24 protein-coding genes are annotated in these 24308 nt (G+C 68.7%); 8 read left to right on the top strand and 16 right to left on the bottom strand.

Translation table 11 applies throughout. The features are described from left to right. Positions 1-4: 4 nt before the first annotated feature. From hemQ to hemE, 7 genes are all read right to left on the bottom strand, one after another. Complete coding sequence (gene hemQ, locus ASE34_RS16850) at positions 5-682, bottom strand: hydrogen peroxide-dependent heme synthase (protein WP_053097994.1); 678 nt, start codon at positions 680-682, stop codon at positions 5-7. A 69-nt stretch (positions 683-751) separates the two neighbouring features. Further along, on the bottom strand, positions 752-1033 hold the full coding sequence (locus ASE34_RS16845; RefSeq protein ID WP_056280457.1) for a hypothetical protein: 282 nt from the start codon (positions 1031-1033) through the stop codon (positions 752-754). Next, on the bottom strand, positions 1020-1427 hold the full coding sequence (locus ASE34_RS16840) for a phage holin family protein (protein WP_053097996.1): 408 nt from the start codon (positions 1425-1427) through the stop codon (positions 1020-1022). The genes ASE34_RS16845 and ASE34_RS16840 overlap by 14 nt, the downstream gene beginning before the upstream one ends. Position 1428: 1 nt before the next feature. Continuing rightward, complete coding sequence (locus tag ASE34_RS16835; protein WP_056280453.1) at positions 1429-1851, bottom strand: hypothetical protein; 423 nt, start codon at positions 1849-1851, stop codon at positions 1429-1431. 153 nt (positions 1852-2004) lie between these two features. Next, positions 2005-3567, bottom strand: coding sequence for a protoporphyrinogen/coproporphyrinogen oxidase (locus ASE34_RS16830; RefSeq protein WP_056280450.1), 1563 nt, complete (start codon positions 3565-3567; stop codon positions 2005-2007). Between the two features lie 58 nt (positions 3568-3625). Beyond that, positions 3626-3964 (bottom strand): metalloregulator ArsR/SmtB family transcription factor, encoded by a 339-nt coding sequence (locus tag ASE34_RS16825; protein WP_053097999.1) that lies wholly within the window; start codon positions 3962-3964, stop codon positions 3626-3628. A gap of 66 nt (positions 3965-4030) precedes the next feature. Beyond that, entirely contained in the window at positions 4031-5053 is a 1023-nt protein-coding gene (gene hemE, locus ASE34_RS16820) for a uroporphyrinogen decarboxylase (RefSeq protein ID WP_053098000.1), read from the bottom strand. 61 nt (positions 5054-5114) lie between these two features. Between hemE and ASE34_RS16815 the strand changes: the two genes are divergently transcribed. The 4 genes from ASE34_RS16815 (at position 5115) to ASE34_RS16800 (ending at position 8042) form a co-directional block, all read left to right on the top strand. Next, positions 5115-6422, top strand: a complete 1308-nt coding sequence (locus ASE34_RS16815; protein WP_053098001.1) for a glutamyl-tRNA reductase — start codon at positions 5115-5117, stop codon at positions 6420-6422. A 144-nt stretch (positions 6423-6566) separates the two neighbouring features. Beyond that, complete coding sequence (locus ASE34_RS18055; protein ID WP_056280447.1) at positions 6567-7010, top strand: hypothetical protein; 444 nt, start codon at positions 6567-6569, stop codon at positions 7008-7010. Positions 7011-7047: 37 nt separating this feature from the next. After that, positions 7048-7620 carry an HhH-GPD-type base excision DNA repair protein gene (locus ASE34_RS16805; protein ID WP_056280445.1) on the top strand — a complete coding sequence of 191 codons (573 nt, stop codon included), beginning with the start codon at positions 7048-7050 and terminating at the stop codon, positions 7618-7620. Next, on the top strand, positions 7617-8042 hold the full coding sequence (locus tag ASE34_RS16800; RefSeq protein ID WP_056280443.1) for a DUF1801 domain-containing protein: 426 nt from the start codon (positions 7617-7619) through the stop codon (positions 8040-8042). Before ASE34_RS16805 ends, ASE34_RS16800 begins: the two co-directional genes overlap by 4 nt. Before the next feature lie 57 nt (positions 8043-8099). On the opposite strand, the gene ASE34_RS16795 is transcribed toward ASE34_RS16800, so the two are convergent. After that, complete coding sequence (locus ASE34_RS16795; RefSeq protein ID WP_056280440.1) at positions 8100-9485, bottom strand: glycine--tRNA ligase; 1386 nt, start codon at positions 9483-9485, stop codon at positions 8100-8102. 105 nt (positions 9486-9590) lie between these two features. Beyond that, positions 9591-10280: a GNAT family N-acetyltransferase gene (locus ASE34_RS16790; protein WP_056280437.1), complete on the bottom strand. Its 690-nt coding sequence runs from the start codon at positions 10278-10280 to the stop codon at positions 9591-9593. Positions 10281-10371: 91 nt separating this feature from the next. Between ASE34_RS16790 and ASE34_RS16785 the strand changes: the two genes are divergently transcribed. Together ASE34_RS16785 and ASE34_RS16780 are read left to right on the top strand one after the other, a co-directional pair. Continuing rightward, positions 10372-11835, top strand: a complete 1464-nt coding sequence (locus tag ASE34_RS16785; RefSeq protein WP_056280435.1) for a peptide MFS transporter — start codon at positions 10372-10374, stop codon at positions 11833-11835. 53 nt (positions 11836-11888) lie between these two features. Beyond that, on the top strand, positions 11889-13331 hold the full coding sequence (locus tag ASE34_RS16780; protein ID WP_056280432.1) for an MFS transporter: 1443 nt from the start codon (positions 11889-11891) through the stop codon (positions 13329-13331). Positions 13332-13382: 51 nt separating this feature from the next. On the opposite strand, the gene ASE34_RS16775 is transcribed toward ASE34_RS16780, so the two are convergent. The 4 genes from ASE34_RS16775 to ASE34_RS16760 all read right to left on the bottom strand — a co-directional run bounded on the left by ASE34_RS16775 (position 13383) and on the right by ASE34_RS16760 (position 17497). Then, positions 13383-13778 carry a hypothetical protein gene (locus ASE34_RS16775; protein ID WP_056280429.1) on the bottom strand — a complete coding sequence of 132 codons (396 nt, stop codon included), beginning with the start codon at positions 13776-13778 and terminating at the stop codon, positions 13383-13385. A 47-nt stretch (positions 13779-13825) separates the two neighbouring features. Continuing rightward, a complete protein-coding gene (locus ASE34_RS16770; protein WP_056280425.1) occupies positions 13826-14749 on the bottom strand; it encodes a serine hydrolase in 924 nt (307 codons plus the stop codon). Positions 14750-14929: 180 nt separating this feature from the next. Continuing rightward, complete coding sequence (locus tag ASE34_RS16765; protein WP_056280422.1) at positions 14930-16894, bottom strand: M13 family metallopeptidase; 1965 nt, start codon at positions 16892-16894, stop codon at positions 14930-14932. A gap of 42 nt (positions 16895-16936) precedes the next feature. After that, on the bottom strand, positions 16937-17497 hold the full coding sequence (locus ASE34_RS16760) for a DUF1992 domain-containing protein (protein WP_056280419.1): 561 nt from the start codon (positions 17495-17497) through the stop codon (positions 16937-16939). A gap of 112 nt (positions 17498-17609) precedes the next feature. On the opposite strand from ASE34_RS16760, the gene ASE34_RS16755 reads away from it, so the two are divergent. After that, positions 17610-18929, top strand: coding sequence for an MATE family efflux transporter (locus ASE34_RS16755; protein WP_053098013.1), 1320 nt, complete (start codon positions 17610-17612; stop codon positions 18927-18929). A gap of 74 nt (positions 18930-19003) precedes the next feature. On the opposite strand, the gene ASE34_RS16750 is transcribed toward ASE34_RS16755, so the two are convergent. Both ASE34_RS16750 and ASE34_RS16745 read right to left on the bottom strand, forming a co-directional pair. Further along, positions 19004-19471 carry a VOC family protein gene (locus tag ASE34_RS16750; RefSeq protein ID WP_056280415.1) on the bottom strand — a complete coding sequence of 156 codons (468 nt, stop codon included), beginning with the start codon at positions 19469-19471 and terminating at the stop codon, positions 19004-19006. A gap of 71 nt (positions 19472-19542) precedes the next feature. Then, positions 19543-20202, bottom strand: a complete 660-nt coding sequence (locus ASE34_RS16745; protein ID WP_056280412.1) for a TrmH family RNA methyltransferase — start codon at positions 20200-20202, stop codon at positions 19543-19545. A 69-nt stretch (positions 20203-20271) separates the two neighbouring features. Between ASE34_RS16745 and ASE34_RS16740 the strand changes: the two genes are divergently transcribed. Beyond that, the gene (locus ASE34_RS16740) at positions 20272-21561 is read left to right on the top strand and encodes an Nramp family divalent metal transporter (protein ID WP_056280409.1); all 1290 of its coding nucleotides are present in this window, start codon (positions 20272-20274) and stop codon (positions 21559-21561) included. Positions 21562-21660: 99 nt separating this feature from the next. Here the strand turns inward: ASE34_RS16740 and ASE34_RS16735 are convergent, their stop codons facing one another. Further along, positions 21661-24222 (bottom strand): rhamnogalacturonan lyase, encoded by a 2562-nt coding sequence (locus tag ASE34_RS16735; protein WP_056280668.1) that lies wholly within the window; start codon positions 24220-24222, stop codon positions 21661-21663. Positions 24223-24308: the final 86 nt, after the last annotated feature.

The following is a 24308-nucleotide window of genomic DNA, read 5'->3' as shown; positions in this document are numbered from 1 at the left end:
CGACCTACTGCAGCACGTCCGCGATCTCGTCGAACCGGAGGCGTCGACCCGTGTAGAACGGGACCTCCTCCTTCACGTACAGGCGCGCGTCGGTGTAGCGCAGGTCGCGCATGAGATCGACCAGCTCGGTGACCTCGTCGGCTTCGAGCGGCAGGATCCACTCGTAGTCGCCCAGGGCGAATGCCGCGACCGTGTTCGCGATGACCCCGGTGAACGCCGCTCCCTTGCGTCCGTGATCGGCGAGCATCTTCCGGCGCTCCTCTTCGGGCGCGAGATACCACTCCGGCGTGCGGACGAACGGGTACAGGCACAGCCAGTCCTTCGGCTCCACGCCGCGAAGGAATCCCGGGACGTGAGCCCGGTTGAACTCGGCATCGCGGTGCACGCCCATGACGTTCCAGACCGGCAGCAGGGTGCGCAGCAACTCGGTGCGGCGGAGGCGGCGAAGAGCCTTCTGCAGGTCCTCGGCAGTGTCGCCGTGCAGCCACACGAGCAGATCGGCGTCCGCCTTCAGGCCCGAGACGTCGTAGAAGCCGCGGACCGTGACGCCGGAGTCCTCGATGTACGAGACGATCGTCTCGAGCTCCGTGGAGTCGGACTCGGTGACAGCCACATCGGGGTTTCGTCGCCAGACTGCCCAGAGGGTGAAGCCGGACGGGTTCTCTTCGCGCGCATCGGACATGGATCCAGTCTGCCCCCTTTGTGAAGCACTCGCGAACGCGAGTCAGGATGCGAGGAATTCGGCCTGCGGTCAGCGTGAGAGCGCGCGGGCGATCGCCCAGACGGCACCGCCGATGATCACCGCGACGCCCACGGCTCCCGCGATCGCGGCAGCCGGGTTGCGGTCGGCGAAGACCCTCGCCTTCGCCGCGGCGCGCTTGGAGGCCGTGTCGATGCGCCGGGGGAAGTTGCCCTTGACCTCGATCGCCGCGAGAGCGGCCTTCAGCTCCGCCCGAGCCGACTGGACCGGGTCGACGATGCCCGCCGGAACCGCCGTCTTGGGCAGAGGCCTCGTGATCTCAGAGTTCGTCATTGCCGGCTTCCTTCACGAGTCTGATGTCTTCGCCCACCGCTTGCGCGGGGTTCTTACGAGCGAGCACCTTGCGGAACTTCAGGATGCCGAGCAGCGCGAACAGCAGCACGGCGAGGATCAGGATGCCGAGCACCGCCAGGGCGGACAGCCAGACCGGCCACCACGACGACAGCCCGGCGATCGCGAACACCAGGATCACCGGCACGGCCCAGAACAGGAAGAAGAGAGCGACGAGGAACCAGACGGAGCCGATTCCTGCGTCCTTCGCCGTCTTCGAGATCCAGGTCTTGGCCGCGTTGATCTCGGCTTTGACGAGGCTGCTGATGAGCTCGGGAAGATCGCCGATCAGGGACAGCAGGCTGTCCTCGGCGCGATCGCGGTATCCGCGGGGCATGTCAGCTGCCAGACTTCGCGGCGGTGGAGCCGGGCGTTGCCGGCTTCTTGGCCGCGGGCTTCTTCGCGTCGTCCTTCTTCGCGGCGTCCTTGACCTCGTCGACGGCGTCCTCGGTGGCGTCGACGATGTCGTCAGCGGCCTTGCGCCCCGCAGCCACGGCGGAGTCGAGTCGCTGCCCAGCGGTCTTGTCGCCACCGCCGGCCGACTTGACGACCTTCTGCACGCCGGTCCAGATCGCACCGGGCACTGCCGCCGCCTTGTCGCCGACGTAGCCCTTGACCTTGTCGACCTGCTCCTGCACCGGGTCGAGGTTCCAGACCTTCAGCCACTGCGTCTTGATCTGCTCGTACCTCTCGCGGCCCGCGCGGGTTCCGAGCACGTATCCCACGCCGATTCCTACGACGAGTCCGATCTTCCCCTTCATGGGGTCTCCTCACGTTGTTCCGGTGTGAACGCCTGGGGCGAACCGACGACTCGGAGCCGCCTGCAGGTGTCCAGCGTAGCCCCGTATGCCGATTTCGGCATCTGTCACGCAGAGGGTTGACAGCGGAGCGACTTTCGGGTTCGTGCGACGGCGTCAGTCCCAGAGCAGCGCCCGACGAAGCCGGTCCGCCTCTTCGCGCGCGTCGGGGATCACCTGGGCGAGACCCGTGCCGGCCAGCCACGCGCCGACGGCGGCGAGCCCGTGCACGCCCTGCACAGCCGACCTCGCGGCCTCTCGGCGCGCACCGGAGCCGATGATCGATGCAGGCTGCGACTGCACGTACCTCGCGCGGTGAGACGCCACGAGGTCGCCCGCCGCGAGCGGCACGCCGAGGAGAGCCGATGCTTCGCTCAGCGCCAGTCGAGCCGCGGCGTCGTCGTCGAGCGCGGTGGTGGCGGCGGGTTCGCCCTGGGCTCCGAACGAGACCCGCACGACGTGCCGGGGGCCGGCCGCGGCGCGCACCCAGTCCCACTTCGCACTGGAGTGGGTGAGCGCCTTCGCTGTGTGACTGCCGGGGACGGTCAGCACGCCGGTGCCCCGTGGAGCACCCGCCAGTGCCGACGGCTCCAGCAGCAGTGTGACGATCTCGATCTCCGGAGCATCCGCCGGCGCGGTCTCCGCCAGTGCGGGCACGCTCTTCTCGAGAAGTCGCCTCGCGGCGGCCTCGGAGGTCGCGACCACCACGCCATCTGCGGCGAACTCGATCTCCTCCGCGTGAGCGTCGCCGAGAACGGCGTCTGCCACGGGAGCGACGTCGGCGTGAGCCTTCACCATCCACGCCTCGGCGGTGCGCGTCAGCTGCGTCACCTGCGCGCCGGTGTGCACGACGCCACCGAGCTTCTCGATATCCGCGACCAGCGCCTCGATCAGCACCGTCATACCGCCGTCGAGCCCTTCCACGGCCGCGCCGGGCGCGAGCGCGGCACCCTCGCGACTCGCGGCTCCGCGCGCCTTCGCAACTCTGTCCGCGCTCTCCTGCCGCATCGTCTGCACCGCCCCCGAGAGCGATCCGACGCGGGTGAGGGCTGCGTTGAGTCCGGGGGCCGCGATGTCGACGTCGACGTCGTCAGGCGAGGCTGAGTACACACCGGTCGTGACCGGGGCGACGAGACGATCGCGCACCCTGGCTCCCATGCGCGACGACACCAGTCTGCCGAGGCTCTGACTGTGGCCGATCGTCAGCGGCGGGCGAACGCGATCCAGGTACGCACGCCATGCGCCCGACCACCCGATGATGCGGCGGACGTCCTCCTGGAACGGATTGCCGGGGATTCCGAGGATCCCGCCGACGGGCAGCGGTGCCGCGCCGATGCCGGGGATGCCAGCGAGCCAGGCGCTCCCTGCCGCGGGCGCGACGATACGGTCGGCGAGGCCGAGCTCCTCGATCAGAGCGCGCACACGGCCGCCCCTCGTCGCGTAGCTCTCCGCGCCGGCATCCACCACCACTCCGTCGAGCTCAGCGCGACGGATGGCGCCGCCGACGGCATCCGTCGCCTCGAGCAGGGTGACGCGCATGCCGACCTTGACGCACTCCCGGGCAGCGATCAGGCCGCCGATGCCCCCGCCGATGACGACGATGTGCCTCTCCGCCGCCCTCGCGGCGAGGTCGGCCGGTTCGGCGCGGGGCGTCTCACTGTTCGCTGGCTTCGACGTCATGCGTCAATCCTTCCATCCGCCGGGGAAACGGCTTCCAGCATTCGGCCGGACAAACCCGTCACGCCTCGGTCTGCACCGCGGATTCCCGCCCGGTGCCGCGCTTGCGGACCTCACGGAGCACGATCTGCTCGGGGCACACGGTCGACAGGAAGTCGCCTACGGAGAGGGCCAGCCGCTCGCCGACGAGGGAGTACAGGATGCGATTGGCATCACGGCGCTCGCTCACGAGACCCGCCTGACGGAGAACGCCGAGGTGCCGCGAGATCGTCGGCCCGCTCGACGAGAACCGCGAGGCTATCTCACCCGCTGCGAGCTCGCCCTCTTTCAGATCCTGCAGGATCTGGCGCCTCGTCGGGTGCGCCAGAGCCGCGAAGACGTCCGACGCGCTATCTGTCATGGGTGCAATCTAGCACTGACGCTATATTGCATCCTCGTGAAGCTCGGCCGTGAAGCGCCCTGGGACTCAGATCGAATGGACCAGCTCGACGATACGGGTGAGCTGATCGGGGTCCGCCTCGGGCGGCACGCCGTGCCCGAGGTTGACGATGTGTCCCCTGGCGGCACGCCCGCGCTCGACGACGTCGCGCACATGCGCCTCGAGCACCGGCCACGGAGCGGACAGCAGTGCCGGATCGATGTTGCCCTGCACCGAGACGTCGGGGCCGAGGATCGCGGCGGCCTCGTCGAGCGGCATCCGCCAGTCGACACCGACGCCGTCGGCGATGCCGTCCAGGCGCATGTCGGCGAGGAAGGGCCCGGTGCCCACGCCGAAGTGGATGCTCGGCACGCCGATGGCATCGAGGGCGACACGCGAATGCGGTGCCACGTACGCGCGATAGTCGGCGGTGCTCAGCGACCCGGCCCAGGAGTCGAACAACTGCACGACGGATGCTCCGGCATCCCGCTGGATCTCGAGGAACCGGCGTGAGACCTGCGCGAGCCAGCCCGCGAGGCGGTTCCACGACTCCGGATCGGCGTGCATCATGGCCCGCGCCCGCAGGTGCTCCTTCGACGGGCCGCCTTCGACGAGGTACGCGGCGAGAGTGAAGGGAGCACCCGCGAATCCGATCAGGGGGGTGTCGCCGAGCTCGGCCGTGACGATGCCGACGGCCTCGGCGATCGCGGTGCCGTCGAGCGACAGCGGGTCGATCGCTGTGATGCGATCGACATCGGCGGCAGACCGCACGGGGTCGGCGAACACGGGGCCGCGTCCGGGCTCGATCTCGACGTCCACCCCGGCGAGACGCAGCGGGATGACGATGTCACTGAAGAACACGGCGGCGTCCACGCCGTGACGACGCACGGGCTGCAGCGTGATCTCGGCCGCGAGATCGGGAGTCAGGCAGGCGTCCAGCATGCGCGTGCCGACGCGCAGCTCGCGGTACTCGGGCAGCGACCTGCCGGCCTGGCGCATGAACCACACGGGAGCATGTTCGGGGCGGGGGCCGGTGAGGGCGCGCAGCAGCGGAGCGTCGGAGAGGACCATGCGACCATCCTCCCATCCGCCGCCGGGCCGACCTGCATGAAGCCTCAGGTAGAATCGTCATGTGCTGCTGGTTGTCACGGCGAGTCACAAGACCGCCTCCTTCGAATTGCTCGAACGCCTGAGCCGCACCCCCGATGACGTCGCCTCCACGGTCGTGGACATGGCGTCCTGCGTGCAGGGTGCGGTCGTTCTTGCTACCTGCAACCGCTTCGAGGCCTACGTCGAGATGGACGAGCCCGTCACGGCAGCGGGTGCGATCGGTGTCGAGGCGGTGCTCGAGGCTGTCGAAGCATCGACCGGCATCCGCGCGTCCGAACTCGACGGCGCCTACGAGGTGCACTCCGGTCGTCGAGTGGCGGAGCACCTCTTCTCCGTCGCATCGGGACTCGAATCCGTCGTCTCCGGCGAAGGCGAGATCGCCGGTCAGGTGCGTCGCGCCCTCAAGTCCGCGCGCAAGGAGGGCACCACCTCGCCCGAGCTCGAGCGGCTTTTCCAGCGCGCGAGCCAGGCGCAGCGCAAGGTCAAGAACGTCACAGCCCTCGGCCGGGCCGGCCGCTCGCTCGTGCGCCTCGCCCTCGAACTCGCTGACAGCCGCATCGCCGACTGGTCGACGGAGCGCGTGCTGCTCGTCGGCACCGGTGCCTACGCAGCGGTCACCCTCGCGACACTGCGCGAACGGGGAGCCGTCAACATCTCGGTGTACTCACCCTCGGGCCGCGCCGAGAAGTTCGCCGCGAAGCACGGCATCCGCCCGGTCGCCGCAGAGGACTACGCGCGCGTCGCCTCGCGATCGAGCCTGCTGATCACCTGCACGACGGCGACCGCTCCGGTGCTGACACCTGAGCACCTGCAGGCGCCGACCGGCATCGCACCCGAGGGATGCCCCGTCGCGTCGCACAGCCAGATGGTCGTCGACCTGGGCATGCCGCGCAACGTCGACCCCGCCGTCGCAGCGCTCGAAGGCGTCGCGCTGCTCGACCTCGAGACCATCAGCCTGCACGCACCGCTCGAAGAGCTGCAGGCGACGGATGCCGCACGCACCGTGGTGCGCGAAGCAGCTGACACGTTCCACGTCGTCGGCAGCCGACAGAGCGTCACGCCGTCGGTCGTCGCCCTGCGGTCGCATATGTTCGCGCTGCTCGAGGCCGAGATCGGCCGCGCTCGCGCACGCGGCGATGAGGACGGCAGGGTCGAGCAGGCGCTTCGCCACCTGACCGGCGTGCTGCTGCACGTGCCGACCACCCGCGCCCACGAACTGGCCGCTGCCGGCCGCGCGGACGATTTCGCGACTGCACTCTCGACGCTGTACGGCATCGAGCCGGTCGAGTCCGCGCTGTCGTCCGATACCGACGGCGCCGCGACCGCCTGAGCAGCGATCCTTCTGCACGGGAGCCCTCTGCGGTGGTCTTTCCACAGCACTCGGGAGAAGCACGGCGGTCGCCCCGGCGGCCACTTCGATGCTTCATATCGTCGAACCCCTGACAGCGTCGATCACGCGGCGCAGACTGGGGGAATGCTCGTGGATCCGAACCTGATCGGCATCATCATCGCCCTCTTCGGCGTCACCGCCACCGTGCTCGGCGGCGTCTCTCGGATGCTTGCAAAGCAGGCCAAAGGGCTCGAAGTACGGTTCGACAGGATCGACGAGCGATTCGACAGGGTCGATGAACGGTTCGCGAGGGTCGAAGGCGACATCGCGGAGCTCCGCACCGAACTCAAGACCGACATCGCCGAACTGCGCACCGAACTCAAAGGCGACATCGCCGAACTCCGGTCGGAACTGAAAGGCGACATGGCCCAACTCCGCACCGAACTCAAGGGCGACATCGCCGAGCTCCGGTCGGAACTCAAGCAGGACATCTACGACGTCAAGACAGAGCTCAAGGCCGATATCGCCGATGTCCGAATCTCGGTCGCGCGTCTCGAGGGCCCCCTTCCCAAGCTCCAGCGCATCTGACTCCGGCATCGGAGCGAGTCGGTGCCAGACTGGATGCATGGCCCTTCACATCACCGGAGACACCGCCGCAGACGCGCTGCTCACCGACAATCCGCTGGCCCTGCTGGTCGGGATGCTGCTCGATCAGCAGGTTCCGATGGAGACGGCCTTCGCCGGTCCCCTGAAGATCGAGCAGCGCACAGGCGCGTCCGACGCCACCACGATCGCGGCCATGGACCCGGACGAGTTCCTCGAGGCGTTCAAGACGACGCCCGCCGTGCACCGGTTCCCGGGTTCGATGGCGGCACGCGTGCAGACCCTGTGCCAGGAGATCGTCGATCAGTGGGACGGAGACGCCTCGGCGATCTGGACCGACGGTGATCCGTCGGGCACCGAGGTCCTGAAGCGGCTCAAGGCCCTTCCCGGCTTCGGCGAACAGAAGGCGAAGATCTTCCTTGCTCTGCTCGGCAAGCAGTACGGCTTCACCGGCGCGGGATGGCGGGAGGCCGCCGGCGACTACGGCACCGAGGGTTCGTACCGCAGCGTCGCCGACATCGTCTCGCCCGAATCGCTCACCAGAGTACGAGAGCACAAGAAGGCCATGAAAGCTGCGGCGAAGGCGAACGCATGAAACCCACGGGCGATGACGTCGCAGGTCTCATCGCCCGCTCCACTCCGGCGGTCCGCCGCCGGGATGCCGAGACGCTGACCGCGCTCATGCAGGGGGTCACGGGCCGCGACCCTCAGACCTGGGGCACGATCATCGGATTCGGAAGTTGCCACTACCGGTACCCGACCGGCACCGAGGGCGACAGCGGCCTGCTCGGCTTCGCCCCGCGCAAAGCGGCGACCACCATCTATCTGTTCGACGGCGTCGATGCGCACTCGGGCGCGCTCGAGAACCTCGGCCCGCACAGCACCGGCGTCGGATGCCTCTACATCAAGGACCTGGAACAGATCGACCTCGACGTGCTCCGCGGCATCCTCGAGCGCTCGCTCGCCTGGGTAGAGGCGGGCGGCACCGATCAGGTGCAGCTGACCGTCACCGGCTGACGCGAGAGGCCCGCCGTCCTCTCGGACAGCGAGCCTCTCGTTCCGGTGGTCCGCGCGTCAGGCGCCCTTGAGACGCTCAGCCAGGTACTCGTGCAGATCGTCGATCGAGACGCGCTCCTGCGCCATCGTGTCGCGGTCGCGCACGGTGACCGCACGGTCGTCGAGCGAGTCGAAGTCGATCGTGACGCAGAACGGTGTGCCGATCTCGTCCTGACGGCGGTAGCGACGGCCGATCGCGCCCGCGTCGTCGAAGTCGACGGCCCACGAGCTGCGCAGCGTGTCAGCGACCTCGCGCGCCAGCGGCGACAGGCGCTCGTTGCGGCTCAGCGGCAATACGGCGGCTTTGACAGGGGCGAGACGCGGGTCGAGCTTGAGCACGGTGCGCACATCGGTGCCGCCCTTGGCGTTCGGCACCGCTTCTTCGCGATACGCGTCCACGAGGAACGCCATCATGGCGCGAGTGAGGCCGAACGAGGGCTCGATCACGTAGGGCGTGTAACGGTCTCCGGTGGCCTGGTCGAAGTAGGTCAGGCTCTGGCCCGAGGCTTCGCTGTGGCTCGACAGGTCGTAATCGGTGCGGTTCGCGACGCCCATGAGCTCACCCCACTCCTTGCCCGTGAAACCGAAGCGGTACTCGACGTCGATGGTGCCGGCCGAATAGTGCGCGCGGTCATCTTCGGGAACGTCGAACTGGCGCATGTTCTCGGGGTCGATGCCCAGATCGATGAACCAGTTCCAGCACGCCTCGACCCAGTGGTCGAACCACTCCTGAGCTTCTGCGGGCGGCGTGAAGAACTCGATCTCCATCTGCTCGAACTCACGGGTGCGGAAGATGAAGTTTCCGGGCGTGATCTCGTTGCGGAACGCCTTGCCGACCTGGCCGATGCCGAACGGCGGCTTCTTGCGGCTGGCGGTGAGCACGTTCGAGAAGTTCACGAAGATGCCCTGAGCCGTCTCGGGGCGCAGGAAATGCAGCCCGGACTCGTCGTCGACGACTCCCAGGTAGGTCTTGACGAGACCCGAGAACGACTTGGGCTCGGTGTACTGTCCCTTCGTGCCGCAGTTCGGGCACGGCACATCGGCGAGGCCGTTCTCCGCCTTGCGGCCCTTGCGCGCCTCGAAGTCCTCGATCAGGTTGTCGGCACGGAAGCGCTTGTGGCAGCTGAGGCACTCGACCAGCGGATCGGTGAAGGTCGCGACGTGACCGGACGCCTCCCACACGCGCTTGGGCAGGATGATGCTCGAGTCGAGGCCGACCATATCGCCGCGGCCGCGCACGAACGTCTGCCACCACTGGCGGCGGATGTTCTCCTTGAGCTCGGTGCCGAGGGGCCCGTAATCCCACGCGGACCGCGAACCGCCGTAGATCTCACCCGCCTGGAAGACGAACCCGCGGTGGCGGGCAAGGGCGATGACCTTGTCTAGACGGGACTGTTCGGCCACGGTGGCTCCAATGGTCGGCGGTGGGAAAGCCCGTGATCACGGGCACCTCAATCTTATCCGCGACCGCTTCGCGTCAGGACCCCGGCGAGGCCAGGTGTGCGGCGCTCAGGCCGTGAAGAGGTAGCCCTTCTCGACATCGAACCCCGAGAGAGCGAGGCCGCTGCCCAGCAGCCCCTCCATCTGCGCGCGCAGCCGCGTGCGCCACTCGTGCGCCGCCTCCGGATCCTCGATGCGCATGGTCTCGATGTCCGAGGGGATCTCGAGCGTCTCGACGATCGCGTCGGATGCCGGTGGCTTGGCGATGTCGGCGAGAGCCCACTCGACGTCGAGTCGGTCGCTCTCGTCCCCGGCATCCCCGCCGCCGAAGATGCCGTAGCGGTTGACGGAGTATCCGGTGACACGTGCGCCGAGAACGGTGAGGAAGAAGTGCGCGTTGCGGGCGACGAGCGGATCGAACGTCCAGGTGATGCGGCCGACATCGCGCGAGAACGCCCACTGGCGCTGGTGCTCCTTGAGCTCGCGCCCCCACCCGCGTCCGCGGTAGTCGGGCAGCAGTGCCGTGATGTGCGAGTGCATCGCCCGGCGTCCGGGTGCACCGAAGAACGCGATCGACGCGCCCACCATCCGCTCTTCGCCGCTCTCGGCGTCGAAGAGGCCGACGACGTAGTTGCCGGATTGCTGCAGGGCGCGCAGCGTGCCGGCGTCGATCACGCGCTCGGGGCCCCGGATGGAGTCGAGCAGGCACTGCGCGTCGATGATGAGTTCAACGGTGTCCAGATCACGGATGGTTCGCACGCCCCCAGTCTGCCCCTCCGGTCGCCGTTTTCGGAATCGAGCGACGCGAACGGTCTGGGAACCATGCCGCGAGCGGGCGTACCGTGGAGGGATGTCAACCAGCGATACGACCGCCGAGAAGTCCGACACCAGGTTCTTCGGGCAGCCCTGGGCGCTCGTCCACATCTTCGGAGTCGAGATGTGGGAGCGCTTCAGCTTCTACGGCATGCAGGGAATCCTGCTGATCTACCTGTACTTCTCGGTCAGCGAGGGCGGCCTCGGACTCTCGCAGGCCGTCGCCGGCGGCATCGTCGGCGCCTATGGAGGGTCGGTCTACCTCTCGACCATCCTCGGCGCGTGGATCGCCGACCGGATGCTGGGGTCGGAGCGAGTGCTGTTCATCAGTGCGATCGTGATCGTCGGCGGGCACGTCGCCCTGGCCCTGCTTCCCGGGTTCATCGGAGTCGGCGTCGGGCTCGTGCTCGTCGCCCTCGGATCCGGTGGCCTCAAGGCGAACGCCACGTCGGTCGTCGGAACCCTCTACAGCGCCGACGACACCCGCCGGGATGCCGGATTCTCGCTGTTCTACCTCGGCATCAACCTCGGGGCCTTCCTGGGCCCGATCCTCACCGGCATCCTGCAGTCGTCGCTCGGATTCCACTATGGCTTCGGCCTCGCCGCGATCGGGATGACGCTGGGGCTGGTGCAGTACTCCTTCGGCCGCAAGGCGCTGCCGGACGAGGCGCGCCGCGTGCCGAACCCGCTCCCCCGGTCGCGCTATCCGCTGGTCGCGATCGTCGCGGTCGCAGCCGTCGCGCTCATCGCGGTGCTGGTGCTCATCGGCGTGATCCAGGCCGACAACCTGGCGGACATCGTCATCATCGGAACCATCATCGCGACGGTCGCGTACTTCGCCGTCATCCTCAGCAGTCGGCGGATCGACGGCACCGAGCGCTCCCGCGTGTGGGGATTCCTGCCGCTCTTCATCACGAGCGTCGCGTTCTGGTCGCTGTACCAGCAGCAGTTCACCGTGCTCACGGTCTATTCCGACGAGCGCCTCGACCGCAACATCTTCGGATTCGAGATGCCCGTCTCGTGGGTCCAGTCGATCAACCCCGTGTTCATCATCATCCTCTCCGGCGTCTTCGCGGCGATCTGGACGCGCCTCGGCCCGCGCCAGCCCTCCACCCCGGTGAAGTTCGCACTGGGAGCGATCATCATGGGTGCGGCGTTCCTGCTGTTCCTGCCGTTCGCAGGCGGCGGCGCCAACTCCACGCCCCTGCTCGCGATCGTCGGCATCCTCTTCGTGTTCACCGTGGCCGAGCTGCTCATCTCTCCCGTGGGGCTGTCGGTCACGACGAAGCTCGCGCCGAAGGTGTTCCACACCCAGATGGTGGCGCTGTTCTTCCTGTCGATCGCACTCGGCACCGCGATCTCGGGCTGGCTCGTGCAGTTCTACGACCCGAAGAACGAGGTGCCGTACTTCTCTATCCTCGGCGCAATAGCGATCGTGGTCGGCCTCGGTCTGCTGTTCGCCGTCAAGCCGGTGCTGCGACTGATGAAGGGCGTGAGCTGACGATCGCATCGTCCTCGCGCCTCCGGTGTCGCAGACGCCGATAGCCTGAAGCGATGGGAGAGAACGAAGATCGCGCGCGCAGAAAATTCTCCCGAACACCACCCAAGTGGGCCATCGTCGCCGTCCTGGCCTTCGCGGGCCTCTGCTCGTCGTTCATGTTCACGCTCGTCGTGCCCCTGCAGGCCGAGCTGCCGCGCCTGCTGAACGCGTCTCGCGAGGACACCACCTGGGTCGTCACGATCACGCTGCTCGTCGCCGCCGTCGCCACTCCGATCTCGGGCCGGCTCGGCGACATGTACGGCAAGCGCCGAGTGGTGATCGTGCTGCTCGGGCTGCTCATTCTCGGCTCCCTGATCGCCGCACTGTCGGGCTCGATCATCGGAGTCATCATCGGTCGAGCGCTCCAAGGCGCGGTGACGGGCGTGGTACCGCTCGGCATCGCGATCATGCGCGACGTGCTGCCTCCCGAACGCCTGGGCACGGCCGTCGCCCTGATGAGCGCGACCATGGGCGTCGGAGGCGCGATCGGGATGCCGGTCGCCGCGCTGCTGGCCGTGAACGCGGACTGGCACTGGCTGTTCTGGCTCGCCGCGGCTCTCGGCGTCGTGGGTCTCGCGCTGGTACTCCTCGTGATCCCCGAGGATGTGCTGCGGTTCCCCGGACGCCTCGATGTGCTCGGCGCCATCGGACTCGCGATCGGACTCACCGGCATCCTGCTGTTCGTGTCCCGCGGTGCCGAGTGGGGCTGGACGGCACCGCTGACCCTCACCTGCATCATCGGCGGCGTGGGCGTACTGCTCGTCTGGGGCTGGTACCAGCTGCGGACGAACGATCCGCTCCTCGACCTGCGGGTCGCCGCGCGCCCCGCCGTGCTCTTCACCAACATCGCCGCGATCGGGATGGGCTTCGCGCTGTTCGCGTCGAACGTGACGTTCCCGCAGCTGCTCGAGGGCCCCGCGGCCTCGGGTGCGGGCTTCGGGCTCGACATGGTCTCGGCGTCGCTGATCATCATGCCCGCCGGCCTCGTGATGATGGTGATCTCACCCCTGTCGGGATGGCTCGAGCGCACCGTCGGACCTCGTCCGCTGTTCACCGTCGGCGCGGGAGCCATCGTCCTCGCGTACGTCTTCGTGCTCCTGTGGTCGAGCGAGGTGTGGCACATCCTGGTGGGCAACCTGCTGATCGGGGTCGGCATCGGCTTCACGTTCGCCGCCATGCCGATGATCATCATGCGGTCGGTGCCCGCGAACGAGACCGGCGCCTCGAACGGACTCAACGCCCTCTTCCGCTCGGTCGGCACGTCGAGCGCCTCTGCCGTGATGGGCGGCGTGCTGGCCGCGATGAGCATCGACGTCGGCGGGGTATCCGTGCCGACGAGGGCGGCGTTCGACGTGTGCTTCTGGCTCGCTATCGCCGCCGGAATCGTCGCGCTCGTCCTGTCGCTGTTCATCCCCCGCCAGCGCTCGTCCGAGCAGCACCCCTCGCTGCCGGGCTGACCGCGCACGCACACCGCGCACGCCGGCGCCCGCAGTCCACGAACGGTCGGGTCAGAACGCCCGCGGATCGGGATCCGTCGGCGATGGCGTCCGCAGCCGATCAGGGGCGGGCCAGGAGAGCACGTACTGCTGCGTGGCGGGACGAGTGATGTCGCCGAAGTCGTCGACCTTCACCACGATGCGCCCCGATCTCCCCTCGCCATCGGGCGTGACCTCGACGATGCGCACGCGCAGGGGGCGCTCGGCCTCGCCCTCGAGCATCCACGGGTCGGCGAGCCACGCGATCCCGTGGTCCTCCAGGGCCGCCTCGGCGTCGAGCCACTCCGTCGGCCCGGACACCGCGCGCCCGAGCACATCGATCGCGACCCAGCCCTCGCCTTCCGGATGGATCCAACCGAGAAGTTCTCCGTCATCACGACGATGCGGGGTCCAGTCTGTACGGGGCATTGCTCGATGCTAACCGCGGCCGACGTCGCGTCGGGCGTGGAATGCGATCAGTGGGTGTACTCCATGAGCTCGACCCCGAGGACGCGGAAGGCGTCGTGCGCGCGGAGTCGGTGCGTGATCGACAGATCGTCGAAGCAGACGATCAGGGAGTAGGCCACACCCGCGCGCGGCCCGGCGAGCACTCCCGCTTCGGCACGCACGCCGCGGTCGCGGCCGGTCTTGTTGATGAACAGCAGGCCGTGCGCGTCGTGGTCGTGTGCGAACGGGTCGAGGCCGGTCGCGGATGCCACCAGGCTCAGATCCTGATTGAGGCTCAGCCACTCGGACACCTGAGCGCTCACCGACGCCCCCACCACCTGGGAATTCACGAGCGCCGAGAAGAGACCCGCGAACTCGCGTGCAGAGCCCACGGCGACGTGCGGAGCATCATCGGGGCCGCGCTCGTCACGGAATCGATCGAGAACGGCGGTGCGGCGCAGTCCGAGAGCCTCGATGCGCTCGCGCACCCGGTCGTGGCCGACCCGCTGCAGCAGAGCGTTGACCGCGATGGGGTCGCCGGCCGTGGCCGCGAGCACGGCGAGGTCTTCGAGTGGGAGGGCGGGCGCGTGCAGGTGGCGCCAGAGCCCCGACGTCGACACCGGATCGACGGCGGTGCGCTCGACGATCTCGAGCGGATCGAGTGTGCCCGCCTCGAACGCGGCCGCCACCTCGATCAGCAGGGGCACGACACCGAGTCCGGCGACCGGCATGGTCACATGGTCGTCGCCCGCGAGGACTTGCGTGTGGTTGTCGAGATCGACGACATGCACCGATACCTGGGCCCCGGCATCCGCCAGCTGTTCGAGCGCCCGCAAGGTCGAGGTGAACGACCTGCGCCCTGCGGCAGCACGGCGCGGCAAGCGTCGGCTGGTCCGCTGAGAGCGGCGCAGCGAGGCCAGCGGCGGGCCGTCGGCAGGCTCGGAAGCACCCACGCGTGATCCTTAACAGGGGGGTTGGATTGGCGGGATGCTGCGGTGTCCATCCGCCGCAGCACGGATATCGTAACCCCGCCAGGTGAGGATGCCCTACATACTCCGGTATACGGTCATCAGAACGTCATCCGGCAGACAGCAGGGCACCCCGACCCGGCGCGATCGCCGAGGCCGGAGCGCTCACCAGATGGTCACGCGCGAGTCCTGCGGCAGCCACAGCGCGTCGGTCTCGGTCACGTCGAACGCCTCGTAGAACGCATCGATGTTGCGGACGATCTGGTTGCACCGGAACTCGTTCGGAGAGTGCGGATCGATCGTGAGCAGGCGCAGCGTCTCGGCGTCGCGGCTCTTCTGCTGCCAGACCTGCGCCCACGACAGCAGGAGGCGCTGCACGCCGGTGTAGCCGTCGATGACCGGCGCCTCGGCGCCGTCGAGTGCGATCTCATACGCCTTGAGCGCGATGCCGAGACCGCCCAGGTCGCCGATGTTCTCACCGATCGTCAGCGCGCCGTTGACGTGGTGCTCGGCGGCGAGTCCCTCAGGCACGAGTTCGTCGTACTGCGCGATGAGGGCCTTGGTGCGCTGCTCGAACGCGGAGCGATCGGCATCCGTCCACCAGTCCTCGAGCTTGCCGTCACCGTCGTAACGGCTGCCCTGGTCGTCGAATCCGTGACCGATCTCGTGACCGATGACCGCGCCGATGCCGCCGTAGTTGGCGGCCGCGTCGCGCGACGCGTCGAAGAACGGGTATTGCAGGATCGCCGCCGGGAACACGATCTCGTTCATCGAGGGGTTGTAGTAGGCGTTGACCATCTGCGGCGGCATGTGCCATTCGTCACGGTCGATCGGCTTGCCGACCTTCGCGACGTTGCGGTCGTGCTCGAAGATCGCCGCACGGCGCACGTTGCCGAACAGGTCGGCGCGGTCGATCTCGAGGCTCGAGTAGTCGCGCCACACGGCAGGGTGCCCGATCTTCGGCGTGAAGGAGTCGAGCTTGGCGAGTGCGCGTTCGCGGGTCTCGGCCGTCATCCATTCGAGGTCGGTGATGCTCTGCCGGTAGGCCTCGATGAGGTTGCCGACGAGCTCATCCATCGCGGCCTTCGCCGTCGGCGGGTAGTGCCGCTCGACGTAGACCTTGCCGATCGCCTCGCTCAGCGCGCTCTCGGTCACCGAGACACCGCGCTTCCAGCGCTCGCGGATCGAGGGGACGCCGGTGAGCTCGGTGCCGTAGAACGAGAAGTTCTCCTGCACGAAGTCGTCGGTCAGATACGGAGCCGCGGCATGCACGACCTGGGCGCGCAGCCAGGCCTTCCACTCGTCGAGACGCTCGGCGGTCAGCAGCGACCCGAGGCCTTCGAGGAAGCTCGGCTGCGAGACCACGACCTCGGCGAACGCCTCGGGGTGGCCGGGAGCGACGGCATCGCGCCACGGCTCGAGGTCGACACCGGCGAGCTCCTGGATCTCGGCCCAGGTCTTCAGGTTGTACGTGGCGACGGCATCGCGGCTGCGCACGTTGTCCCAGTGGTGCCCGGCGAGCTCGGTCTCGAGGGCGATCGAGCGGTCGGCGGTGCCCGCGGCATCCGCGACTCCGGCGAGCGCGAGCAGTCGCTCGAGGTGCGCGCGGTATGCCGCCCGGGTCTCGGCGAAGGTGTCGAGCCGGAAGTAGCTCTCGTCCGGCAGCGACAGGCCCGACTGCACGACCACCGGGAGGTAGCGCTCCGGGTTGCCCGGGTCGCCGTCGACGTAGAACCCGATCAGGTGCGCCCGGCCGTCGCGATCGTAGGCGCCGACCGTGCGCAGGAACGCGGGGATGCCGTCGATCGCGTCGATCTCGGCGAGCGTCTCGGCGAGGGGCGTCGCCCCGGCCGCGGCGATGCGCTCGGTGTCCATGAAGCTGGCGAACAGGTCGCCGATCTTGCGGGCGAGAGTGCCGGGCTCGGCATCCTGCGACTCCTCGATGATCGCCCTGACGTCCTTCTCCGCCTGCTCGGCCAGCAGATGGAAGGACCCCCACCGCGCCTTGTCGCCGGGGATCTCGGTGCGGGAGAGCCAGGCGCCGTTGACATGGCGGTAGAGGTCGTCCTGCGGGCGGATGTCGGAGCTGAACTCGGAGGTCTCAAGGCCAGAGGGGAGCACGTCGGTCATGCCGACCAGCCTATGCGTCGCTCCGACATTCGGGGGGATGGGTCACGCCCTGCTCCGGAGGCCGAACCGTCGTCGCCGGGGCCGCTCCGGCGTCTCCGCAGCACGCGCCGCGAAGCGCGCCGCGCGTCGCTCGGCCCACGCCGCCACCTCGGCGTCGATGTCGCGTGGACTCGTCACGACAGGCGGACCGCCCTGCAGCTGGCGTCGGGCCTCGAGCACCCGACCGTTGAAGTCCTCGAGCACCGACCGCACGTCGGCCTCGCGACCGAGCAGGTCGAGCTGGTCGTCGAGCTCGCGATCCTCGGTGCGCAACAGGATCGCCGGCGGACCGAGACCCGTCAGGTTCTCCTGCTCGATCTTGCGTCGGATCCACCAGTCGGGGTCGTGGTGCGTTCCGAGTCCCTCGAGGGGCTTGCCCGCACCGGGGAGATCGTCGAAATCGCCCCGGCGGATCGCGACCTGGATCGCCGTCTCGATGAAGGCGGCTCGATCCGTCGCTGCGGCGATGCCCGGCTCTGCACCGGACTCGCTGTCGTCCTCGTCGTCCCCCCGGCTTCGCTGCCGCGCACGGTACCGCGCCGCGGCCTCCCGTGGATCCGTCATGATGCACCTCCGTCGCATCCTGGTCCTTCCAGGGTACGACCGCACCGGATCCGGAGGGCGGAGCGGGCGTGCTGCACCGCCTGCTGTCCGCGCCAGCCCATAGGCTCGGAGGATGACCGAGCGCACTCTCAACCGCGAGATCCTGCGCCTCGCCGTCCCCGCGCTCGGCGCCCTGATCGCAGAACCGGCGTTCCTCATCGTCGACGCGGCGCTGGTCGGACATCTCGGCACGACGCCGCTCGCGGGCCTGGGCATCGCGGGTGCGGTGCTGCAGACGATCGTCGGACTCATGGTCTTCCTCGCCTACTCGACGACCCCGGCGGTGGCCCGACTGTTCGGCGCCGGCAGACCGGGCGAGGCCGTCTCGGTCGGCATCAACGGCATGTGGCTCGCCCTCGCGATCGGGGCCGTGCTCGCCGCCGCAGGCGCGGCATCCTCCCCCTGGCTGGTCTCGCTGTTCGGCGCGAGCGACGCCGTGGCCGCCGATGCCAACGCCTATCTCGTCGTCTCGATGTGGGGGCTCCCAGCGATGCTCATCGTGTTCGCCGCGACCGGGCTGCTGCGCGGGATGCAGGACACCATGACTCCCCTGTGGATCGCCGGCCTCGGGTTCGGGGCCAACGCGCTGCTCAACGTGGTGTTCATCTACGGGCTGGGCTGGGGCATCGCCGGCTCGGCGGCCGGCACGGTCGTCGCCCAGTGGGGCATGGTCGGCGCATACGTCCTCGTGATCCGGCGGCTCGCGGCGAGGCATGACGCATCGTTGAAAGCCCGACGGGACGGCATGGGCAGCACAGCGCGCTCGGGCGGCTGGCTGTTCCTGCGCACCGTGAGCCTGCGCGTCGCTCTGCTCGCGACGGTCGCCGTCGCCACCGGCATCGGCACCGAGGAGCTCGCCGGATGGCAGATCGTCTTCACGATCTTCTCGGCGGCGGCATTCGCGCTCGACGCGCTGGCGATCGCCGCACAGGCGCTGATCGGCAAAGAGCTCGGTGCCGGCGACGAGCGACAGGTGCATCGGGTGCTGAAACGCACCGTGGCCTGGGGCGCGTGGTTCGGCGTCGTGGTCGGGGCTGTCATCGCTGCACTCTCCGGAGTCCTCGGGATCGTGTTCACCGGCGACGCCGAGATCGCGGCGCTCGTGCAGCCGGCGCTGCTGATCCTCGCGCTCGCGCAGCCGATCGCCGGGGTGGTGTTCGTGCTCGACGGAGTGCTGATGGGGGCGAACGACGCGCGCTACCTCGCGATCGCCGGCGGGATCAATCTCGTGCCGTTCCTGCCGGCACTCTGGATCATCGCCGCGAGCGGAGTCGATGCGTCAGCGGGCCTCATCTGGCTCGCCATCGCCTTCTTCGGCATCTACCTGCTCGCTCGGCTGGGCACTCTCGGCTGGCGCGTGCGCTCGGGTCGCTGGGTCACCGCCGGCGTCTAGCACTGCACGATCGCTGCGACTCCGGGCGTCTACACGTATCCCGGAATCTCGGGAACTGAGGATGCCGCGAGGGATCAGGCGTTCTCGAGCTCGGCGATCACGATCTTCTTCATGTGCATGAGCGCCTGAATCTGCTCTGGCCTCTGCTGGAGCAGATCCAGACCGGCCGGCACGACCTGCCAGCTCACTCCGAACCTGTCCTTGCACCAGCCGCAGGCCTCCGAGTCCGGCACGGCCGAGAGGGCTTGCCAGTAGTGGTCGATCTCGGCCTGATCCTCGCACCCGATCACGAAGGAGATCGACTCGTTGAACGCGAACTCGGGGCCTCCGTTGAGGCAGCCGAACGGCGAGCCGTTCAGGGTGAAGTCGCCGTTGAGGACCTTGCCGCTCATGCCCTCGAAATGTCGATCGAGCGATTCGTCGGGGTACAGGACCACCTGGTCGATCGACGAGTTCGGGAACACCGAGACGTAGTACTCCATCGCCTCCTGCGCCCGCCCGTCGAACCAGAGAAACGGGCGGATGGAGCTGATCGCTGCCATGTCGACCTCCTCAGATCGGCACTCACGCTACGCCCGAGCGGGCATCGTGTCGAGAGGGTCCGACGCCGCCGTCAGCCCGCGTGCCTCCGGCACCACTCGTACATGATCACCGCGGCGGCCGCGCTCGCGTTGATCGACCGGGTCGAGCCGTACTGCGTGATCTCGATGTGGGCGGATGCCGCGGCGAGCGCGGCATCCGAGAGGCCCGGGCCCTCCTGACCGAACAGCAGCACGCAGCTCTGCGGCAGATCCGCGCGGTCGACGGGCACTGCGCCCTCGACGTTGTCGACGGCGATGATCGGCAGGCCTTCGGCGGTCGCCCAGGCGGTGAAGGCCTCGACGTCCTCATGGTGCACGACGTGCTGATAGCGGTCGGTGACCATGGCGCCCCGCTTGTTCCACCGGCGCCGGCCGATGATGTGCACGGTGTCGGCGAGGAACGCGTTGGCGCTGCGCACGATCGAGCCGATGTTCATGTCGTGCTGCCAGTTCTCGATGGCCACGTGGAACGGATGCCGCTTTGTGTCGAGGTCGGCGACGATCGCGTCCATCCGCCAGTAGCGGTAGCGATCGATCACGTTGCGCGTGTCTCCGACGGCCAGCAGCTCGGGGTCGTACTGCTCCCCCGCAGGCCACTCGACCTCGCCGCCGGGCCAGGGTCCGACCCCGTATCCGGGCTGGGCCGACGATCCGCCTGTCTCCGCTGCATCCGCGGGCGCCTGCTCATCCATCCAGCCAGGCTATCCGGCGCATCCGCAACAGCGATTTAGGTACACCGAAATATCCGCTACGATTTCGGCATGCCGAAAAATGCTGTCGTCGAGAAGGGGCCGACGCCCACCCGCGCCACCGCGCCCCGCAGCCTCTGGCTCCTCGGACCCGCGCTGGTCGCCGGCGTCGCGTATCTCGATCCGGGCAACGTCGCGAGCAACATGACCGCCGGCGCGCAGTATGGGTACCTGCTGGTCTGGGTCGTGGTGGCGGGCAACGTGATGGCCTGGCTGATCCAGTACCTGTCGGCGAAGCTCGGCGTCGTCACGGGGCAGAGTCTCCCCGAGGTGCTGGGTGCGCGCCTCACGAAGCCGTGGGCCCGTCGGGCCTACTGGCTGCAGGCCGAGCTCGTCGCGATGGCGACAGATCTGGCCGAGGTCATCGGCGGCGCGGTCGCCCTCTACCTGCTGTTCGACATCCCGCTGCTGCTCGGAGGGATCATCACCGGCGCCGTGTCGATGGTCCTGCTGACGGTGCAGAGCCGCCGCGGCGCTCGGCCCTTCGAGTTCGTGATCATCGGGCTCATGGTGATCATCGCGGTCGGCTTCGTCGCCGGGCTCTTCATCGCACCGCCGGATGCCGCGAGCATCGTCGGTGGCCTGGTGCCCCGTTTCGAGGGCACCGGATCGGTGCTCCTCGCCGCCTCCATCCTCGGCGCGACGATCATGCCGCACGCGATCTACGCGCACTCCTCGCTCACTCGCGATCGGTTCGGTGCCGCCGCGGCGCACGGGCCGACGGAGACTGCGCGAACCGAGACCTCGCGCATCCGTCGCCTGCTCACGGCGACCCGCTGGGACGTCTCGATCGCGATGGTGATCGCGGGCACCGTCAACCTCGGCATCCTGCTGCTCGCGGCCGCCAACCTGGCAGGTGTCGAGGGGACGGATTCGCTCGAAGGCGCCCATGCCGCGCTCGCCGCGGGACTCGGGCCTGTCGTCGCGACCTTCTTCGCGGTCGGGCTGCTGGCCTCCGGTCTCGCCTCGACATCCGTCGGTGCCTACGCGGGAGCGGAGATCATGCACGGCCTGTTGCACGTGCGCATCCCGCTTCTCGCGCGTCGACTCGTGACCCTGATCCCCGCGCTGGTGATCCTCGGCATCGGCTTCGATCCCACGCTGGCGCTGGTGCTCAGCCAGGTCGTCCTCTCATTCGGCATCCCGTTCGCGCTGATCCCCCTCGTCGCGCTCACCGCGCAGCGTCGCACGCTCGGCGTCTGGGCGAATCGCACCTGGACGACGGCGGCGGGCATCGTGGCATCCGTTCTGCTCATCGCGCTCAATGGCGCCCTGCTCTGGTTGGTGCTGACGGGCGCCTGAGCGACCGGCCTCGCGCGCGCAGCACGACCCTTGCGCGCAGAACCGCCCCGAGCCGGCACGGGAAGAGTCGACTCGGGGCGGCGTCCTGTCACCGCGCCGTCAGCGAGAGCGGAGAGTCTCGGTCCACTGCGAGGTCGCGCCGTCGGCGATGCGCCATCCGGGCTCGGGGACGGCGACGACGGTCACCTCTCCCGTCACCTTCACCTTGCCGCCCCGCGCCTCGACCCTCTCGCCGTTCACGTAGTAGCTGATGCCTGTCACGTTCTTCGGCACCTTCACCTCGTCGCGGGAGGTGCCCGGCTTGTCGGTGAAGGTCGGAGCCTTCGGAGTCGTCGGCGCGGTCACCACCGGCACCTGCGACCAGTCGATGTCGCTCGCCAGGTAGTACGAGGTGTACGCGGGCTGGTTGTAGGTGGTCTGCTGACGCGCGGTCTCGGCCCGGTACTGCACGTCGTGCATCAGGGTCGTGAGCTTGTGCGCCGTCGGCTCGGTCGTCGTGAAGAACCGCAGCGCGCTCGAGTCCGCGGTGCGCACGAGCAGCTCCTCACGCCAGTCCCCCAGCACATCGGCGACGAGCGACGGGTTGCCTTTCGTGCCGTTGTTCGTGAGCGTTCCGGTCGCGGTGACCAGCGTCCCGCGGGTCCAGTCGTCGATGGTCGGCGTCTGGGCGCCGCTGCCGTTCACGAGCTGCGTCGTCAGGTCGCCCGCCCAGCGGATCGACATGTTGGTGCCTGGCGTCTCCGGCTGCAGCACCTCGCCGGTCGCGCTCAGAAGTCCGCTGCCCTCGGTGCCGCCTGGCATGCTCGACCACACCTCGATACCCGGCACGTCGGGACGCACGTCGCCGATCATGGCGCGACCGGTGTCGCGACCCGAGTACGCCCCGAACAGGGACTCTCCGGTCGCGGCATCACGCATCACCGACCCGTACGGTGCGCTCGTCGCACCCTCGTGGGCCGTCCAGATCTCGAGGCCGGGGCGGCTGGGGTCGATATCGGTCACGTGCATGGCGTCGCCATGGCCCAGGCGCACGGTCGCCCCGGGATCGGCGCTGCCCTCGGGGAGCACGTCGAACGAGCTGTACAGCAGGCTGCCGTCGTCGTCGATCGTCGCCGATCCGTAGACGAGTTCCTGCTTTCCGTCGGCATCCACGTCGGCGAAGCTCAGCGAGTGATCGCCCTGCGTCGTGATCGTGCCGAACTCGGGGTCGGTGCCGTCACGGCCGTGCGGGGAGTCGTTGAACGGGTTCGTCATCGGCACGTGGCCGCTGTCGACGTCCCACCGCTCCGTGAGGCGCTTGCCGTCCCAGTCGAAGGCCGTGACGGTCGTGCGCGTGTAGTACCCGCGAGCGAAGACGGCCGACGGATGCTGCCCGTCGAGGTATCCGACGCCGGCGAGGAAGCGGTCGACGCGGTTCGCCGGCTCGATGCGCGACATCGCGTAGTCACCCCACAGCAGTCCGTCGTCTCCTCGCTCGGTCGGATACGGGATGGTCTGCAGCTCCTTGCCGGTCGCGCTGTCGAAGACCGTGAGGTACTCGGGTCCGTCGACGATGAAGCCCTCGAACTCCCGCAGCAGGTTGCGCGCGCTGCGGCTCGGCGCGTACACGTCGATGAAGGTGGTCGCCAGTTCCTGCGCGGCCTCCGGCGAGAGCGGGTAGTCGTGCGTCACGGGCATGCCCCACGCCTCTTCGAGAGTGGCCGGCCACTGGCCCGACACGACCTCCTCGCGGTCACTCCACCCGAGGAACATCTCGACCAGACGCTGCTCGTAGTCCGCGGCACTCACGCGGTAGTCGTCGTCGTTCGAGTACCCGGCCTTGCGGTCGTCCTTGGGGAGAGTGATGTACGACTCGCTCGCGACCGAGCCGTCGTCGGCATACTGCACCGACTTCGTGCCGGGCGCCGTCTTCAGCATGGTCTCGGACCGGCCGTCGCCGTCGAAGTCGTAGACGAGGAACTGCGTGTAGTGCGCTCCGGCGCGGATGTTCACGCCGAGGTCCAGGCGATTCAGCAGCGTTCCGTCGAGCTCGTAGGTGTCGAGATAGACCGGCCCGGTGTAGCCGCGCTGCGAGACGTCCTTCGAGTTCGAGGGGTCCCACTTCACGACGTACTCGTACTGCCCGTCGCCGTCGACGTCGCCGACGGAGACATCGTTCGCCGAGTAGGTGTAGGCCTCGCCCTTCGGCGTCACCCCGTCGGCCGGCTTCTGCAGGGGCAGGTCGTGGTGACCGTCGGCCCAGGCGGTGACGGATGCCGACGCGGATGCCGTCAGCTCGATGCCGCTCACGATCGGGACGACGGAGTACTCCGAGGTGGCGGAGCCGCCGGCATCCGCGTAGTTCGTGCTGTCGGTGACCGTGGCGACCTTCGCGCCGTCGCGATAGACGGCGAAGTCGGGGCCGGCGAGGCCGGTCTCGGTCGCGCCCGTCGTCTCGGTCGCAAGGAGTCGCCAGCTGAGGAAGACGCCCTCGGCGGTCGAGACGGCGACGAGTCCGCGGTCGAGCGACTCGAGTTGCGGTGCCGGGGTGCCGTGATCGTGGCGACCCGCGGCCGGGGCTGCGGGTGACGCCGCTGCCGCGCTCTGCGCACCACCCGCGACGAGGCAGCCGGCGGCGGCCACCGCCACGACGGCGCGGAATGATCGGTGTCGGATGTTCATCATCGAAATCCATCTCTGGGCCTGCAGCCCGCTCGGATAGCGTTTTCCCGTGCCCGGTCGAAGCTACCCGCCGCGCTCCTCTCGCG

Origin of the sequence: Microbacterium sp. Root280D1 (genome assembly GCF_001428975.1) — a bacterium.
Classification (GTDB): Bacteria; Actinomycetota; Actinomycetes; order Actinomycetales; family Microbacteriaceae; genus Microbacterium.
This window is presented reverse-complemented; position numbering and strand designations above follow the sequence as displayed.

What these genes read in the sequence shown, in the direction of transcription:
- hemQ (WP_053097994.1), bottom strand. Translation starts at nt 682, where the DNA reads ATGTCCGATGCGCGCGAAGAGAACCCGTCCGGCTTCACCCTCTGGGCA.
- ASE34_RS16845 (WP_056280457.1), bottom strand. Translation starts at nt 1,033, where the DNA reads ATGACGAACTCTGAGATCACGAGGCCTCTGCCCAAGACGGCGGTTCCG.
- ASE34_RS16840 (WP_053097996.1), bottom strand. Translation starts at nt 1,427, where the DNA reads ATGCCCCGCGGATACCGCGATCGCGCCGAGGACAGCCTGCTGTCCCTG.
- ASE34_RS16835 (WP_056280453.1), bottom strand. Translation starts at nt 1,851, where the DNA reads ATGAAGGGGAAGATCGGACTCGTCGTAGGAATCGGCGTGGGATACGTG.
- ASE34_RS16830 (WP_056280450.1), bottom strand. Translation starts at nt 3,567, where the DNA reads ATGACGTCGAAGCCAGCGAACAGTGAGACGCCCCGCGCCGAACCGGCC.
- ASE34_RS16825 (WP_053097999.1), bottom strand. Translation starts at nt 3,964, where the DNA reads ATGACAGATAGCGCGTCGGACGTCTTCGCGGCTCTGGCGCACCCGACG.
- hemE (WP_053098000.1), bottom strand. Translation starts at nt 5,053, where the DNA reads ATGGTCCTCTCCGACGCTCCGCTGCTGCGCGCCCTCACCGGCCCCCGC.
- ASE34_RS18055 (WP_056280447.1), top strand. Translation starts at nt 6,567, where the DNA reads ATGCTCGTGGATCCGAACCTGATCGGCATCATCATCGCCCTCTTCGGC.
- ASE34_RS16805 (WP_056280445.1), top strand. Translation starts at nt 7,048, where the DNA reads ATGGCCCTTCACATCACCGGAGACACCGCCGCAGACGCGCTGCTCACC.
- ASE34_RS16800 (WP_056280443.1), top strand. Translation starts at nt 7,617, where the DNA reads ATGAAACCCACGGGCGATGACGTCGCAGGTCTCATCGCCCGCTCCACT.
- ASE34_RS16785 (WP_056280435.1), top strand. Translation starts at nt 10,372, where the DNA reads ATGTCAACCAGCGATACGACCGCCGAGAAGTCCGACACCAGGTTCTTC.
- ASE34_RS16780 (WP_056280432.1), top strand. Translation starts at nt 11,889, where the DNA reads ATGGGAGAGAACGAAGATCGCGCGCGCAGAAAATTCTCCCGAACACCA.
- ASE34_RS16775 (WP_056280429.1), bottom strand. Translation starts at nt 13,778, where the DNA reads ATGCCCCGTACAGACTGGACCCCGCATCGTCGTGATGACGGAGAACTT.
- ASE34_RS16765 (WP_056280422.1), bottom strand. Translation starts at nt 16,894, where the DNA reads ATGACCGACGTGCTCCCCTCTGGCCTTGAGACCTCCGAGTTCAGCTCC.
- ASE34_RS16760 (WP_056280419.1), bottom strand. Translation starts at nt 17,497, where the DNA reads ATGACGGATCCACGGGAGGCCGCGGCGCGGTACCGTGCGCGGCAGCGA.
- ASE34_RS16755 (WP_053098013.1), top strand. Translation starts at nt 17,610, where the DNA reads ATGACCGAGCGCACTCTCAACCGCGAGATCCTGCGCCTCGCCGTCCCC.
- ASE34_RS16750 (WP_056280415.1), bottom strand. Translation starts at nt 19,471, where the DNA reads ATGGCAGCGATCAGCTCCATCCGCCCGTTTCTCTGGTTCGACGGGCGG.
- ASE34_RS16745 (WP_056280412.1), bottom strand. Translation starts at nt 20,202, where the DNA reads ATGGATGAGCAGGCGCCCGCGGATGCAGCGGAGACAGGCGGATCGTCG.
- ASE34_RS16740 (WP_056280409.1), top strand. Translation starts at nt 20,272, where the DNA reads ATGCCGAAAAATGCTGTCGTCGAGAAGGGGCCGACGCCCACCCGCGCC.
- ASE34_RS16735 (WP_056280668.1), bottom strand. Translation starts at nt 24,222, where the DNA reads ATGAACATCCGACACCGATCATTCCGCGCCGTCGTGGCGGTGGCCGCC.